We start from the raw sequence: 15,608 nt of genomic DNA on the forward strand, positions 1-15,608 counted from the left end.
TGTTCCTGTCGGCGTTCCCGAGCGCCGCGCTCACGGGCCAGTCGTTCGTCGTCAGCCACGGCTGGTTCATGCAGTAATGCCTTCGCCTCCCTGACGGGAGGCGATTCCCGCAGCACCCCCTATTCTCACGACTCACGATGGCGTGCCGTCGGTCGACGGCACGCCATCCGTCTCCGCCATCCACGGCGGGTTTTCTCGGAGCAACTGATGAAACCGCACGCGCGTACAGAAAAGCAGGCCGTCGATGCGGCGGACCTGCATCACGAAGCCGGCGCGCCGGCCGCTGCGCGGTCGCTGCCGTACGAAACGATCGCGCTCGTCCTGCAGGGCGGCGGCGCGCTCGGCGCGTATCAGGCCGGCGTGTTCGAAGGGCTGCACGACGCGGGCGTTCCGCTCGACTGGATCGCAGGCATCTCGATCGGCGCGCTCAACACCGCGCTGATCGCCGGCAATGCGCCCGAACATCGCGTCGAGCGGCTGCGCGAATTCTGGGAAACGATCTGCCAGCCGGCGTTCTTTCCCGCGATTCCGGCCGCGTTCGAATTCGCGCTGTTCAACAGCATCGACCAGGTCCGCACGTTCTTCACCGCATCGCAGGCCGCGAGCGCGATGATGCAGGGCCAGCAGGGCTTCTTCTCGCCGCGCTTCCCGCCGCCGCTGCCGGGCGTGTCCGATCATCCGGAAAAGATCAGCTGGTACGACACGTCGGCGCTGCGCGCGACGCTGCTCAAGCTGTGCGATTTCGACCGGATCAACTCGGGCGAGACGCGCGTGTCGGTCGGCGCGGTCAACGTCGGCACCGGCAACTTCGTGTACTTCGACAACTCGCGCATCCGCCTCGAGCCCGAGCACTTCATGGCATCCGGCGCGCTGCCGCCCGCGTTCCCGCCGGTCGAGATCGACGGCGAGTACTACTGGGACGGCGGCGTCGTGTCGAACACGCCGCTGATGGAAGTGCTGCGCGCGCGTCCACGCCGCGACACGCTTGCGTTCCAGGTCGACTTGTGGAGCGCACGCGGGCCGCTGCCGCGCACGATGGCCGACGTCGCGGAACGCACGAAGGACGTGCAGTATTCGAGCCGCACGCGTTTCGTCACCGACACGCTGCAGCGCGAACAGCGCTACCGCAACGTGCTGCGCCACGTGCTCGAGCAGGTGCCGGAGGAGCAGCGCAAGAACGACCCGTGGTGCGTCGAGGCTGAAGCGATGTCGAGCGGGAAGAAGTACAACATCCAGCACCTGATCTATCAGCAGAAGGCGTACGAGCACCACTACAAGGACTATCAGTTCGGTCTGTCGACGATGCGCGACCACTGGTCCGCGGGTCTCGACGACATCCGCAAGACGCTCGCGGTCAAGGACGGCCTCGCGCTGCCCACCAACGACGCGGGCTTCGTCACGCACGACATTCACCGCCGCCGCTAATGCCGTGTGCGACGGACCGGCGCGCCGCCTGCACCGGTCCGTCCTCTTTTCCGTTTCGACATGCCGATTTTCATTGCACTGTTCGCGCTCATCGCCCTGGGATGGGGCGCGGTTCACCTGTTTCACGTCATCGCCGCGCAGTTCGGCCAGCCCCGCTATACGTTGTCGCAGCTCGACGGCTGCGAGGCCGCGCCGATCGGCGGCCGCTGGCATCTGGTCGTGCGCGTGCGCGACGCCGTGCGCGGCGAATGGAAGCTGCCGATGATGGACAAGCGCGATGCCCAGCGCTGGGCGCGCGTGCTGATGCTTGTGAAGGACAATCGGCTGTAACGGGGGCCGCGCACGGTGCCTGACGCTCGGCGCACCGGAATGCCGCCCGGTACCTGCTCGGCGGCAAACCGACACGCGTCTTCAACGGTTGGCGGAGCGCTTCCACGTTGGCGAGGCCCGCCTCATTGATGATCTCCTCGATGAATACCTTGCTCTGCTTGCGCCGTAGTCGCGCGCGGCGCATGCTGCGCCCGGTCGGTTCGGCGCTGCGGCCGGCAGCGCGGTGCCCTAGCGCGCGCCGAGCGCCCATAACGCGTCGAGCACGTGCTGGGTCGACCGCTCGACCGGGCCGGCCCGATGAGCGATGCCCAGTTCGCGCCACAACGCCGGACGCAGCGGCCGCATGACGACGCGTGCGTCGGGCAACGGGGCGCCCGCCTCGTGCGGCAGCAGCGTCGCGCCGTAACCCGCGGCGACCAGGCTCTTGATCGCATCGTTGTAGTTGAGTTCGATGCGCGGCTCGGGCCGATGGCCGCCGAGCGCGAACCATTCCGTCGTGAGCCGCGACAGCCGGGTGGTCGAATCGTTGAGTATCAGCGGACGCGTGGCCAGATAGGCCGGCGTCACACGTGCCGGCAGCCGCCAGTCCGCGGGCAGAAAGGCCTGCACCGGATCGCGCCGCCACGCGCGGATCGACAGCCCCGCGACCGCCGCCTGCGGCAGCGCAACCAGCCCGACGTCGAGCGTGCCCTGCGCAATGCGCGCCAGTGTGTCGTGCGACGTGAGCACCGCGATCTGGACATCGATGTCCGGATGCCGCTCGCGCAATCGGGCCACCGCCTGCGGCAATAGATGGGCGATCGCCCCGGTCGATGCCCCGAGGCGCACCCGCCCGGTCAGACCCTGCACTTGCCGCTCCACGTCGTCGAGAGTCGACTCGACCTCGGCCAGCAGACGGCGCGCCCGCTCCACCAGCACCGCACCGATGGCCGACGGCTGCACGTTGCCGCGCGTGCGCGACAGCAACGGCGCGCCGATGCGGCTTTCGAGTTCGGCGACATGAAGGCTGACCGTCGGCGGCGCGAGATGAAGCAGTTGCGCGGCGGCGACGAAGGATCCCTGGTCGGCGATTGCGACCAGTGTACGCAGCCGGTCCAGACTGATCTCGCGCATTCCCACCTCTCGTTCAGAAAAACTGAATCTGGCCATCAGGAAATTCAACTTTTCCTATTCTAGGCGTTCGATGGACGATACGGCTTTCCCGACGTCCGAAACGAGGAACGCGACCATCATGAGCCTGCCCACTGTCTACATCGACGGCGACCAAGGTACGACCGGATTGCAGATCCACCAGCGCCTGCGCGATCGCACCGACCTGCAGCTCGTCACGCTGCCCGACGCCGAGCGCAAGGACCCTGCGCGGCGCGCCGAAGCGATCAACGCATCGGACATCGCGATCCTGTGCCTGCCCGACGCCGCCGCGCGCGAAGCGGTCGGTTTCATCCGGAATCCGGCGGTACGCGTGATCGACGCGAGTTCAGCCCATCGCACCGAACCGGAATGGGTCTACGGTTTCCCCGAGATGGCTGACGGACACGCGCAGACCATTGCGCGCGCGCGGCGCGTCACCAATCCGGGCTGCTATCCGACGGGCGCGATCGGCCTGCTTCGGCCGCTGCAACAGGCCGGCCTGCTGCCACGCGACTACCCGGTGAGCATCCATGCCGTGTCCGGTTACTCGGGCGGCGGCCGCGCCGCCGTCGACGCGTTCGAATCGAACGGCACCGCACGCGCGAAACCGCTGCAAGTCTATGGCCTCGCGCTCGCGCACAAGCATGTGCCCGAGATCCAGCTGCATGCCGGGCTCGCGCATCGTCCGCTGTTCGTGCCGGCTTACGGCGCCTATCGGCAGGGCATCGTGCTGACCGTGCCGATCGAGCTGCGCCTTCTGCCGGCCGGCGTGACCGGTGAGTCGTTGCACGCGTGTCTCGCGCACCATTACGCCGGCGCGCGCCACGTCGAGGTCACACCGCTCGCGGATACGCACTCGATCACGCATCTCGATCCGCAGGCGCTGAACGGGTCGAACGACCTGCGGCTCAGCGTGTTCGTCAATGCCGATCACGGTCAGGTGCTGCTGTCCGCCGTGTTCGACAATCTCGGCAAAGGAGCATCCGGCGCGGCCGTGCAGAATCTCGACCTGATGCTCGGTGCGATGAGTGCGGCGTGAGTGCGTGAGTGCGTGAGTGGCGGGTTCGCGGGTTCGCGGCATCGTCGGCCGGCCTGGCGTATCGCGACCGCCAACGCGTCGGTGCCCGCGGCACACTGCCGGCTCGCGACGCAGTTGCGAGCCATAAACGAGCGCGTGCCGATGCGCCGCGCATGCCCCCGTAAAAGCTCACCTTTGGCCGATTTCAGGCCGCATCGTCACCTGCCGCGGCATTCAACCCGGCGAACGCTTCCGCCAGAAAATCGACACACACGCGCACCTTCGCCGACGCCGCGACGCGTTCCGGATACACCGCCCAGATGTTCGCCGGCTGAATCACGTCCGGCAGCACGCGATGGAGCGCGCCGCGTTCGATCAGCGGCCCCGCTTCCCAGATCGAACGCAGCACGATCCCGCGCCCGGCCAGCGCCCATTGCACGGCCACCTCGCCGTGGTTCGTCGACAGGGCGCCGCCAACCTTCACCGTTGCCGTTTCTCCGCGCAGGTTCAACCGCCACACGCCGAGCGGATGGTCGCGCTCCTTGATCGCGAGACAGTCGTGCGACGCGAGATCCGCGAGCGTGCGCGGCGTGCCGCGGCGTGCGAGATAGTCGGGCGACGCGCACAGCACGCGATAGTTGGCGGCAAGGCGCCGCGCGATCAGGTGATCGGCGATCTCGTCGCCGATGCGCACGTCGAGGTCGTAGCCTTCGCCCGCGACGTCGACGAGCCGGTCGAACAGATCGAGCCGCACGTTCAGCTGCGGATAGCGCGCGGAGAAGTCGAGCAACGCCGGCGCGACGACATGGCGGCCGAAGCCGAAGCTGCTCGAGATGCGCAGCGTGCCGCGCGGCACCGTGCGCGTGGTCGACACGTCCTCGACGAGATGATCGACGTCGTCGAGAATTTTCTCCGCACGCGCGAACACGCGTTCGCCGGCCTCCGTGACCGTCATGCGGCGCGTCGAGCGGTGCAGCAGCCGCGTGCCGAGCTGCGCCTCGAGCAGCGCGACGCGCTTGCTCACATACGCGGGCGACACTGCGAGCTGCTCGGCGGCCGCGCTGAAGCTGGTCAGGCGGACGACCAGGCTGAAGACGCGCAGGTCGTCGAGATTCGGCGATTTGTTCACGATTCGTGGAAAGTCGATTAACCTTTCGCACGATTTTAATCTGAATGGAAATAAATAAAATGGCGTCATGTTCCGCTGCGCACGCTGCCGGCGGCCCGACCAGCCAAGGAGGCTTGCATGAGCGACAAGACGTACAAGATTGCCGTCATCCCCGGTGACGGCATCGGCCGTGAAGTGATGCCCGAGGGCCTGCGCGCGCTCGACGCCGTGACGGCGCGCTTCGGCATCCGTTTCCAGTTCGAGCAGATCGACTGGGCGAGCTGCGACTACTACGCGCAGCACGGCAAGATGATGCCGGACGACTGGAAGGCGCAGCTGTCGGGCATGGACGCGATCCTGTTCGGCGCGGTCGGCTGGCCCGCGACGGTGCCCGACCACATTTCGCTGTGGGGTTCGCTGCTGAAATTCCGCCGCGAGTTCGACCAGTACATCAACCTGCGGCCCGCGCGCCTGTTCGACGGCGTGCCGTCGCCGCTCGCCGGCCGCAACGCAGGCGACATCGACTTCATGATCGTGCGCGAGAACACCGAAGGCGAATATTCGTCGGTCGGCGGCACGATGTTCGAAGGCACCGAGCGCGAAGTGGTCATGCAGCAGTCGATTTTCACGCGTCACGGCACCGAGCGCGTGCTGAAGTTCGCGTTCGAGCTCGCGCAGCGCCGCGCGAAGCGCCTGACCGTCGCGACGAAGAGCAACGGCATCGCGATCAGCATGCCGTGGTGGGACGCGCGCGCGGCCGAAATGGGCGAACGCTATCCCGAGATCGCCGTCGACAAGCAGCACATCGACATCCTGTGCGCGCGCTTCGTGCTGCAGCCCGACCGCTTCGACGTCGTCGTCGCGTCGAACCTGTTCGGCGACATCCTGTCCGACCTCGGGCCGGCCTGCACGGGCACGATCGGCATCGCGCCGTCGGCGAACCTCAACCCGGATCGCACGTTTCCGTCGCTGTTCGAACCGGTGCACGGCTCCGCGCCGGACATCGCGGGCCAATACATCGCGAACCCGATCGCGATGATCTGGTCGGCGGCGATGATGCTCGACTTCCTCGGCAATGGTGCGGGCCGCGAACACGAAGCGCACGATGCGATCGTCGCGGCGATCGAGGACGTGTTGCGCACCGGGCCGCGCACGCGCGATCTCGGCGGTCAGGCAGGGACGCAGGAAGTGGGTGAGGCGATCGCCGCGCGGATCGCCGGCTGACAGAACGATGTGATGGGTGCGCGGTTGCCGGGTGGTCGATGAATGTCGTGTTCAGGGGTGAGCAACACGACTGACTGCCGCGCACCTTTGCCGATGCCGGCACATGCGCTCGCATGCATGAGTGGCACGCGGGCGTGTCGATGTCGAACGGCGAACAACGCCATCCGGCGACACGCACGGTTACGTTTCGATGATTGTCGTGATCGGCATCGTGTTGAAGTCGAACGGTGAGTTGCATCCCGCATCGATGCACACCGTTTGAATCTCACCACAGTGCGGGCAGGCCAGCCAGCACGGGCCGCAAGGCAGTGCGAATGTGCGCCGCCGTACTGTGTCCGATTCACGTTTGCTTCGCGCGCGAGTGACGAGAGATCGGTGAGATGCAGGACGTGAAGAATCACACCGTCCAGCACAGAGTGCTCGACTCCCGAAAACACTCACCTCAACACGCGACTCCCGAATTTCCTCACCGTTGAGCACAGGCGACGCGCTCGACCCACGTTCGAGCGTGTCCGCGCGTCGTCATCGTGCCGTGTCACAGCCCGAGATCGGACAGGCCGGGATGATCGTCCGGACGGCGGCCGAGCGGCCAGTGGTACAGGCGATCCGCTTCGCGAATCGGCAGATCGTTGATGCTCGCGTGGCGATGCGCCATCAAACCGTTTTCGTCGAACTCCCAGTTTTCATTCCCGTATGAGCGGAACCAGTTGCCGGCGTCGTCATGCCATTCGTAGGCGAATCGCACCGCGATGCGGTTGCCGCCGAACGCCCACAGCTCCTTGATCAGCCGGTAGTCGAGCTCGCGCGTCCATTTCCGCTGCAGCAGGCCCACGATCTCGTCGCGGCCCGTCACGAACTCCGCGCGATTGCGCCACCGGCTCTGCGGCGTATAGGCAAGCGACACACGCTGCGGGTCGCGCGTGTTCCACGCGTCCTCCGCGGCGCGCACTTTCTGGCGCGCCGTGTCGAGCGTGAAGGGCGGAACGGGCGGACGAATTTCGGGGGAAGCGGACATGGGATGCTCCTGTTCAAGGTTTGGGCTGCGCACGAACGCAGCCGGTTGGGACGCGTTACTGCGTCGACGCTCGAGATACCGCGTCGAGCAAAAGTTCGGCGGTTGCGCGCGCATCGCGCGCGACGACGCGCACCGGATCCTCGGCATCGGCAATTTCACCGGACGCGTTCAGGAACGCGCAGCCGTGAAAATCGGGTTGCGCGAACCAGTCGTGCAACACGTCGAACATGCCGAGCAACTGCGCACGCGGCGACTTGCCGCGCGCCAGCGTTGCGTCGACGAACCAGCGCATCCAGCGTTCGTCACGGCGCTCGAGGGCAGCGACGACCAGCGCCTCCTTCGATTCGAAATGCGAATAAAAGCTCTTTCGCGCGGCACCGAATCGCTTGACGATCGCATCGACACGCATGCGCGGCCTGGTGAAGCTGACGGTCATCACGATCGCGGGCCGCCTGGCAGGCCGACCGGTGAGCTCGCACGTCGTTGATCGGCTCACGCGTCGAGGCCGCGCCGTGACCGCATTACGTAGTGAGGTGCTGTCGCGCAAGCACGGCAAGACCGTGGCCAGCGGGTGATGCGGCAAGGGCCCGCCATTCAGGCACGACAAGCGCAATCGGAAGGGTAAGAAGAAAGAAGCGCGCCGAAACGACGCGACAGAGGGGACGGGGAGCGGCGCTGATGGGTGAGGTGCAGCGATTGCAAGTCACCAATGCGTGCCGTGGAATCGAAGCGCGATCGCCTTCGTATCCCGTCGCATCGTCAACGAGAATCGACGTGCAGCCCGTTAAATTCTTCGCTCACACGCCACCGGAAAGCATCATCGAGCCACCATTCGGCACGCAAACACAGCTCCCGAATATTCTCACCTTATGCGTTTGTCGAAGCCGCCCAGCCTCAACAAACGCTCATGCCGACACGAGCGGGGCAGTCGGCACACGCGCCGAGCCGCCCCGCGGGAACTCAGACCGTCCAGTCGAGAATCACCTTGCCGCTTTCACCGGAGAGCATCGCGGCGAAGCCTTTCTCGTAATCGTCGGCCGCAAAGCGATGCGTGATGATCGGCGACAGATCGAGTCCGCTTTGCAGCATCGCGACCATCTTGTACCAGGTCTCGAACATCTCGCGACCGTAGATGCCCTTGATCTCGAGCCCCTTGAAGATCACCTGATTCCAGTCGATCGCCGTCTGTGCGGGCGGAATGCCGAGCAGCGCGACCTTGCCGCCGTGATTCATCGCCTCGAGCATGCTCGTGAACGCGCTCGGCACGCCCGACATCTCGAGACCGACGTCGAAGCCTTCGGTCATGTGCAGGTCGGCCATCACGTCGCGCAGCGACTCGCGTGCGACGTTGACTGCGCGCGTCGCGCCCATCTTGCGCGCGAGTTCCAGCCGGTAATCGTTGATGTCGGTGATCACGACGTTGCGCGCGCCGACGTGCTTCGCGATCGCGACGGCCATGATGCCGATCGGGCCCGCGCCGGTGATCAGGACGTCCTCGCCGACGAGGTTGAACGACAGCGCCGTGTGTGTCGCGTTGCCGAACGGATCGAAGATCGATGCGAGATCGTCGGAGATCTCGGGCGGAATCTTGAACGCATTGAACGCGGGAATCGCCAGATACTCGGCGAACGCGCCCTCGCGGTTCACGCCGACGCCGACGGTGTTGCGGCACAAATGCCGGCGCCCCGCGCGGCAGTTGCGACAGAAGCCGCACGTGATGTGGCCTTCGCCGGACACGCGATCGCCGATCGCGAAGCCGCGCACTTCCTGCCCCATCTCGACGATCTCGCCGACGTATTCGTGACCGACGTGCATCGGCACGGGAATCGTCTTCTGCGCCCAGTCGTCCCACTTCCAGATATGGATGTCGGTGCCGCAGATCGCCGTGCGGCGAATCTTGATCAGCACGTCGTTGTGTCCGACTTCGGGGCGCTTCACGCGCGTGAGCGTGAGACCCGGGCCGCGTTCGAGCTTTGCCAGTGCTTTCATGGTCGCGCCTCCGTCAGACGATGCCGAGCGACTTGCCGACGCGCACGAACGCGGCGACCGTCTGATCGATCTGTTCGGGGGTATGCGCGGCGCTCATCTGCGTGCGGATGCGCGCGCGACCGCGCGGCACGACCGGGAACGAGAAGCCGATCACGTAGACGCCTTCGGCCAGCAGCTTGTCGGCCATGTTGGTCGCGAGCTGTGCGTCGCCGAGCATCACCGGGATGATCGGATGCGCGCCCGGCACGAGCGTGAAGCCGGCAGCCGTCATCTGCTCGCGGAAACGCACGCCGTTCTCGCGCACGCGCTCGCGCAGTTTCGCCCCTTCGTCGCTGCCGAGCAGTTCCAGCACCTTCAGCGACGCCGCGGCGATGCTCGGCGTCAGCGTGTTCGAGAACAGGTACGGGCGCGAACGCTGGCGCAGCAGTTCGACGATCTCGCGGCGGGCCGCGACATAGCCGCCCGATGCACCGCCCAGCGCCTTGCCGAGCGTGCCGGTGATGATGTCGACGCGACCGTCGACACCGCAGTGCTCTGGCGTGCCGCGGCCGTGCGCGCCGATGAAGCCGACCGCGTGCGAATCGTCGACCATCACGAGCGCGCCGTAACGATCGGCGAGATCACAGATGCCCTTCAGGTCGGCGATGATGCCGTCCATCGAGAACACGCCGTCGGTCGCGATCAGCTTGTGGCGCGCGCCCGCTGCGTCGGCTTCCTGCAGCTTCGCCTCGAGGTCGGACAGGTCGTTGTTCTTGTAGCGGAAACGCTTCGCCTTGCACAGGCGGATGCCGTCGATGATGCTTGCGTGGTTCAGCTCGTCGCTGATCACCGCGTCGTTCTCGTCGAGCAGCGTCTCGAACAGGCCGCCGTTCGCATCGAAGCAGCTCGAATAGAGGATGCTGTCCTCGGTGCCGAGAAACGACGCCAGCGCGCTTTCGAGTTGCTTGTGCACGGTTTGCGTGCCGCAGATGAAGCGCACCGACGCCATGCCGAAGCCGTCCTCGTCGAGACCGGCCTTCGCCGCGGCGACGAGGCGCGGATCGTTCGCCAGGCCAAGATAGTTGTTCGCGCAGAAATTCAGCACGCCGGCACCGCCGGCGAGCCGCACGGCCGCCGCCTGGGGACTCGCAATCTCGCGCTCGGTCTTGTAAAAACCGTCCGCGCGGATCTGGTCGAGCGTCCCGCGCACCTGGGCGAGAAAGGCATCACGCATCGCAAAGCTCCTGACAGGGATTCGCATTCCGTCGCGCGCCACTCGTGGCGGCAGCGCAACGGCCTGCTACTGTTATAGTCGGTCGTTCGGTTGACCGCATTTATCCGATATTCCGAACTAGAATTCGAAATACCGAACAACTCTAAGCGAACGGAATCCAAATGGCAAGTTCCTCCGCGTCGCGGCGCACGCCTGCCGGCGCCGCACCGCAGCCGCCAAGCGTGACGCCGCCGCGCGTCGGCGAGCAAATCCAGCGCCTGCGCAACGAGCGCAAGCTGACGCTCGACGACCTGTCGCGCGCGGCCGGCGTATCGAAGTCGATGCTCTCCGAGATCGAGCGCGACAAGGCCAATCCGACGATCGCGGTCGCATGGCGGCTCACGAATGCGCTCGGCATCACGCTCGACGAGCTGTTCTCGCAGCCGAAAGCGCCGGAGACGATCCGCGTGGACGGCCCGCACGACATCCCGACGCTCGCCGGCCACGACGGCCGCTATCAATTGCGCGTATGGGGCCCGATCGACCTGGCCGGCAAGTTCGAGTGGTACGAGCTGACGCTGCCGGGCGGCGGCGCGCTCGTGTCGAACGCGCACGAACCCGGCACGCGCGAGCACCTCACCGTGCTGCAGGGTGCGATGGAAATCGAAGCTGCGGCGGCGAGCCGGCGCCTGAAGGCGGGCGACACCGCGCGCTACCCGGCCGACACGCCGCATGCGATTCGCAACCCCGGCAAGGCCGAGGCACGCGCACTACTGATCGTGATCCATCGCTGACGATGTGGATAGCTGGCCGAAAGGCCAGTTGCGGAAAATACTGTATGTTTGTACAGTATACGGACATTCCGCCATGCATGGGCCGGGGTTGGCGCACCGAGGCGCCCGCTCCGGTCGACAGGAGCCTGCGATGACAGAAGAACAAGATTTGGCCGCGCTCAGCTTCAAGGCTGCCGCGCACGACCTCGAGTTGATCGTTCGCCATATAGCCGGGCGCTACATCCATCAGCGCGTCCCGCTGTCGTGGCGTCTATTGCACGCGATCGAAGCCGAGGCGCTCGCCGATCTCGGCTTTGCCAGCCGGCACGAGGCCGGCATGCGTCAACTGTTCGAACGGCCGTCGGACATGACCTTTCCCGAAACGGACGATCCGATCGACTTCGGCCGGTCGAATGCGCTGCCTGCCGTCTTTTCGTTCGCGGTCCTCGCGTATGAAGCGGCGGCCAGTTCGCAGGAAGCGGCGCCCCGCGAGCGCGTTCACCGCCCGTCGAAGGCGTGGGGCGACTGACGCCGGGCCTCGGCCGTCCGACACGGCGGGCGGCTCCCGCATCCTGCTGTCCGCGACGTTGCCGAAAGGGCTACCATATACGCAACTAACGGAATAAATAACATGTCCCTTCCTACGCCCTCCGACACCCCTGCGCACCGGGAAGAAAAGGATCTATTCGACCGCGGCCCGTCCGACTGGATCGTCTCGCCCGAAGCCGCATTCGACGCATGGCTTGCCATGCAGGACTACCGCCGCTCGTCGGCCGACGTCTACCGTGCACAATGGGGCGCCTTTCTCACATGGCTGCGTGCAAACCAGAAAAACCTGGCCACGGTCGATACGGCAACGATCGCGAACTTCGTCGGTGAGCTTCCGATCCGGAAAACGCAGCGAATGCGCTATTTGCGGCTGATCGAGCGTGTGCTCGATCACATCCGGCGCACCGAGTTCGCGTCCACCAACCCGGCCCGCTTCATTGCTCAGGATGGCGAAGCGAACTGGCGTCAGGCACGCGACAATGAGCCAACCGGTTTCCTGACGCCGGCCGAACGCGCGAAGTTGCTGGCCTACCTGTTTTCGCCGATCGGTGTATCGGGCTCCGCATACTGGAAAGAGCGACGCGACCGCGCGCTCGTCGCCGCGTTTCTCGGCGCCGGCGTGAAAACCGGCGAAGCACGCGTGCTCACGATTAGTTGCATCAACACGAGCGGGACGACACTCCAGATTCCGTCGACGCATCCCGATTTCGCGCGCGAAACCCATCTGGCGTCGTTCGCGATCGCGTTGCTCGAAGCGTGGCTCTTGGAGCGCAAGCGCCAGGAGATTCCCGGCGAGCTCGTGTTTCCCGCATCGCACGTCGGGCGGCCAATGCACAAGGCGACGATGCTGCGCGCGATCGATGCGATCGTCGAATCCGCGGGGCTCACGTCGTCGCGCACCGCGCGCGCGAGCCCGCAAACGCTGCGCAACACCTATGCGGCCGAACTGTTCGAACACGACGTGCCACCCGAACGGGTCGGCAAATGGCTCGGCTTCATGCGGCCGATCTCATCGAACCGCCTGCACCGCGCGTGGAAAAACTGGCGCGACGATCTCGCGAATGGTGACGCGTCCGACCAGGACGAAACTCACTGATGCCAAGCCGGCTGCTCATGCGACATGATCCGTGAGCAGCCTTGTACGGCGTAGCCTCACCGTTTCACTGCTCCCGAAAAACCTCACCTCACGCGTCCCGAATCACCTCACCCGTGTGATCGCTGTGCCGACCGGCGCGTCAATCGCGCGCAAAACGTGCGACCGCTTCGAATCGCGAAGGCCAGGGCCCCGACGCGTGCTCGCATTCGGGGCACGCTACTTCGAACCCGTCGTCGCCATGCGACAACTCCGGTTCGCCATCGCAATGCGGGCACTGGGTCGGCACCGGAATGTCGTGGTCCAGTGACGTTCCGATCGCGGAAAACGCATCCGCATCCAGCTGACCCGCTTCGGCCAGGCGCCGGATCAGCGCGGAGATCTCCGGATTCATCCCGCGACTCGCGCGAAGCGTATTCACGTCGCGCGTCGCGCGTTCCAGCTCGTCGCCTTGGCTGCGCAGCTGTTCCTCGAGCCGGTCCGCGCGGGCCTTGGCCGAACTCAGTTGCTGAAGGAAATCGAATTCCTTGCGCTGCACGTCGCGCAGACCGCTCTGGTAGGTCGACGCCATGCTGCGCAGCGAGTCCAGCTCGACCAGCATCGGTTTGACACGGCGCTCGGCTTCGGCCACCGCATCCTTGATCTGCTGCGCATAGTGTTCGGTGCGCTGCTGCAATTCGGCCTGCAGCAGATCGATGCGGTCGCGCAGCGACGCGTTCTGCGTCTGTTCGGCGTCGACGCGACCGGCCATCGCGGCCAGTTCCTTTTCGAGTCGGGCGACTGTGGTGAGCAGCGTCGCCTCGTTTGCCGAACCGTGCGTCGATTGCGAGGCCAGTTGCACCTCGAGTTCGGTCACACGGGCCTGCAACTGCTCGTTGCGGGTTTCGCTGCGCGTCAGCGCGCGCTCGAGGGTTTCCTGGCGAACCGTGGCGTCGCGCAGCCGCTGTTCCGCATCGGTCACGCCGGCGCGAACCTGTTCGCGATCAATGTCGAGACTTTCCCTGGCCGCTTTCAACGCTTCTTCATATAGCGCGCCGAGCAATGCGCCGGCCTTTTCCTCGACCGCTTTTGGAATCGCCGCTCCGTCAAGCCGGATTTTCGACGCGGAACGGATCCGTTCCCAGAAATGATCGATGTCCTTCGGAATGTCGCTGGCGCTGCCGGTCTGGGTCAGATCGCGGACGTTGGCGGCCGACGGCCGGATACCGAGATCGAAGAACAGGCGCTTGCAGGCATGCAGCGACAACTCCTGGCGGCGTGCGCCGCTCGCGCGCAGCGATTCCAGTTCTTCTCGGATGACTTCACGCATTTCATCCAGCGTCATGGCAGGACTCACAGACATTGAGATGTTGCGATCATAACGAAATACGTATTTTTTGATACTTCTTTTCGTCGCCCGTGGTGAATTTACGTCGCTGTGCACAGAAATCGGGGCTGTGAGCCGATTCGGCTGAACCAGTGCCTCGATTTCGTGAAACAAAGCGAAGAAAGCGAGCCAAGTCCTTGTACTGAAAGCATTTTTGCACAAGCCCCGAAAAAGTGCGTTTGTTTCACATGCCGTCGGGCATCCTGGCCCGTCGGTGTTCAGGGGTGGGGGTCTCTGTGGAAAACTCGACGGCAGATGTCTTGAGAGTATTAGAAGTAAACACCCTTGAACCCTTAGTTAAAAACGTTAACGCCACGGCACAGCCTTATGTAGCAAGGCTTTCCGGCCGACAAGGTGAAGTTTTACGGGAACCAAGGTGATCTTCTGCGGGAGCTGAAGTGATGGGGTTCGGGGAACTGCGTGAGCCGATGCAGGAAAGGTCGTGAGCGGATTCGGGATCACAGTGAAACACGAGATTTCCCAAAGGTGAGGTTTTTCGGGGCCGCACAGCCACGGAACCCGCGCTGCGCCTGCGCGCACAGTTTTCTGCCTGTGCAGACATAGGTGAGAATTTGCGGGACCTTCTTCGCGCCCCCATTCTGCCCATCTTTTGAGCAGTTTTCATGAAAGGTGAGGTTTCACGGGACGCCACAGGGATTTGCTGTGAGGATTTCCGGGAAACGACCGTCATTTTGCACAGCAAAAGTGCCCAATGGAGCCTGTGAAGCCCGAAAGGTGAGGCTTTTCGGGAGAGAAATCCGGATTTTCGTGCCCGGTCCCCGTTGAGGTGAGCTTTTTCGGGGCATCGATCACAGGCTGCCGTTCGCTTGATGGGTGAGCCTTTTCAGGAGCGCTATTTGCTCGGAAATTGGTCAAAGGTGAGGCTTTTCGGGACCCAGGATAGGGTGAATTCGCTGAAAAGCCCGCCGGGACTGGCAGAAATCCGATTTTTGCTGTGCCACTTTTTGGCACAGGTGAGATTTTTCAGGAGTCGACACACAGCTGTCGCATAGGCTCGCATGCCACAAAGGTGAGATTTTTCGGGGGATGAGCACCTGACACGGCAGAACGCCTGCTGCACATAAGTATCGGATGCCATTGACATTTTTGATACCGCGGCGGTTACGGTGAGGTTTTTCGGGAGCTGCTTCCGCATCCGCAGGAGCGCCGCTTTTTTCAATAAGGTGAGACTTTTCAGGAGATCCTGGCAGCCGATCCCGTGTGTGTCGGGGATTCGTCGCGATCCGGGTCACAGAATTCCGAGCCGTCGAGGTGAGAATTTTCGGGACCGGAGGATTTCTGTGCGCTGTACAATGCGCGCCCGGCCTGTGAAACGGCTTCGCTCGACTCGCAGGTGCACCTTTTCGGCGCGGGTTTCCGGATTCCGCCGGGAGT

At 64.7% G+C, this 15,608-nt stretch carries 14 protein-coding genes; 7 read left to right on the plus strand and 7 right to left on the minus strand.

All coding sequences use genetic code 11. The features are described from left to right. The first annotated feature begins 207 nt into the window (after positions 1–207). Both DIE06_RS26765 and DIE06_RS26770 read left to right on the plus strand, forming a co-directional pair. Complete coding sequence (locus DIE06_RS26765) at positions 208–1,425, plus strand: patatin-like phospholipase family protein (protein WP_185733486.1); 1,218 nt, start codon at positions 208–210, stop codon at positions 1,423–1,425. Positions 1,426–1,485: 60 nt separating this feature from the next. Then, complete coding sequence (locus DIE06_RS26770; protein WP_124663953.1) at positions 1,486–1,755, plus strand: hypothetical protein; 270 nt, start codon at positions 1,486–1,488, stop codon at positions 1,753–1,755. 228 nt (positions 1,756–1,983) lie between these two features. Here the strand turns inward: DIE06_RS26770 and DIE06_RS26775 are convergent, their stop codons facing one another. Further along, complete coding sequence (locus DIE06_RS26775) at positions 1,984–2,868, minus strand: LysR family transcriptional regulator (RefSeq protein WP_124664016.1); 885 nt, start codon at positions 2,866–2,868, stop codon at positions 1,984–1,986. A gap of 118 nt (positions 2,869–2,986) precedes the next feature. Here DIE06_RS26775 and argC point away from each other — a divergent pair, with 118 nt between their 5' ends. Next, the gene (gene argC / locus DIE06_RS26780; protein ID WP_124663954.1) at positions 2,987–3,925 is read left to right on the plus strand and encodes an N-acetyl-gamma-glutamyl-phosphate reductase; all 939 of its coding nucleotides are present in this window, start codon (positions 2,987–2,989) and stop codon (positions 3,923–3,925) included. 184 nt (positions 3,926–4,109) lie between these two features. Here argC and DIE06_RS26785 read toward each other — a convergent pair whose 3' ends face one another. Next, positions 4,110–5,033: a LysR substrate-binding domain-containing protein gene (locus DIE06_RS26785; RefSeq protein ID WP_185733487.1), complete on the minus strand. Its 924-nt coding sequence runs from the start codon at positions 5,031–5,033 to the stop codon at positions 4,110–4,112. A gap of 117 nt (positions 5,034–5,150) precedes the next feature. Here DIE06_RS26785 and DIE06_RS26790 point away from each other — a divergent pair, with 117 nt between their 5' ends. Then, on the plus strand, positions 5,151–6,236 hold the full coding sequence (locus DIE06_RS26790) for a tartrate dehydrogenase (RefSeq protein ID WP_124615373.1): 1,086 nt from the start codon (positions 5,151–5,153) through the stop codon (positions 6,234–6,236). Between the two features lie 535 nt (positions 6,237–6,771). On the opposite strand, the gene DIE06_RS26795 is transcribed toward DIE06_RS26790, so the two are convergent. The 4 genes from DIE06_RS26795 to DIE06_RS26810 form a co-directional block, all read right to left on the minus strand. Then, a complete protein-coding gene (locus DIE06_RS26795; protein WP_059604582.1) occupies positions 6,772–7,251 on the minus strand; it encodes a nuclear transport factor 2 family protein in 480 nt (159 codons plus the stop codon). Between the two features lie 55 nt (positions 7,252–7,306). Next, positions 7,307–7,687, minus strand: coding sequence for a TetR/AcrR family transcriptional regulator (locus tag DIE06_RS26800; RefSeq protein WP_124663956.1), 381 nt, complete (start codon positions 7,685–7,687; stop codon positions 7,307–7,309). Between the two features lie 524 nt (positions 7,688–8,211). Continuing rightward, the gene (gene tdh / locus DIE06_RS26805; protein ID WP_124615377.1) at positions 8,212–9,240 is read right to left on the minus strand and encodes an L-threonine 3-dehydrogenase; all 1,029 of its coding nucleotides are present in this window, start codon (positions 9,238–9,240) and stop codon (positions 8,212–8,214) included. Positions 9,241–9,253: 13 nt separating this feature from the next. Next, positions 9,254–10,453 carry a glycine C-acetyltransferase gene (locus tag DIE06_RS26810; protein WP_124663957.1) on the minus strand — a complete coding sequence of 400 codons (1,200 nt, stop codon included), beginning with the start codon at positions 10,451–10,453 and terminating at the stop codon, positions 9,254–9,256. A 161-nt stretch (positions 10,454–10,614) separates the two neighbouring features. Between DIE06_RS26810 and DIE06_RS26815 the strand changes: the two genes are divergently transcribed. From DIE06_RS26815 to DIE06_RS26825, 3 genes are all read left to right on the plus strand, one after another. Next, on the plus strand, positions 10,615–11,226 hold the full coding sequence (locus tag DIE06_RS26815) for a helix-turn-helix domain-containing protein (protein ID WP_124663958.1): 612 nt from the start codon (positions 10,615–10,617) through the stop codon (positions 11,224–11,226). Positions 11,227–11,356: 130 nt separating this feature from the next. Then, entirely contained in the window at positions 11,357–11,734 is a 378-nt protein-coding gene (locus tag DIE06_RS26820; protein ID WP_124663959.1) for a DUF2471 family protein, read from the plus strand. Between the two features lie 102 nt (positions 11,735–11,836). Further along, positions 11,837–12,850, plus strand: a complete 1,014-nt coding sequence (locus DIE06_RS26825) for a tyrosine-type recombinase/integrase (RefSeq protein ID WP_124663960.1) — start codon at positions 11,837–11,839, stop codon at positions 12,848–12,850. A 139-nt stretch (positions 12,851–12,989) separates the two neighbouring features. On the opposite strand, the gene DIE06_RS26830 is transcribed toward DIE06_RS26825, so the two are convergent. Next, positions 12,990–14,171 carry a DNA-binding protein gene (locus tag DIE06_RS26830; RefSeq protein ID WP_124664017.1) on the minus strand — a complete coding sequence of 394 codons (1,182 nt, stop codon included), beginning with the start codon at positions 14,169–14,171 and terminating at the stop codon, positions 12,990–12,992. Positions 14,172–15,608 lie beyond the last annotated feature (1,437 nt).

The sequence above is a fragment of the Burkholderia sp. Bp8998 genome (assembly GCF_003854235.1).
In the GTDB taxonomy this organism is placed as follows: Bacteria; Pseudomonadota; Gammaproteobacteria; order Burkholderiales; family Burkholderiaceae; genus Burkholderia.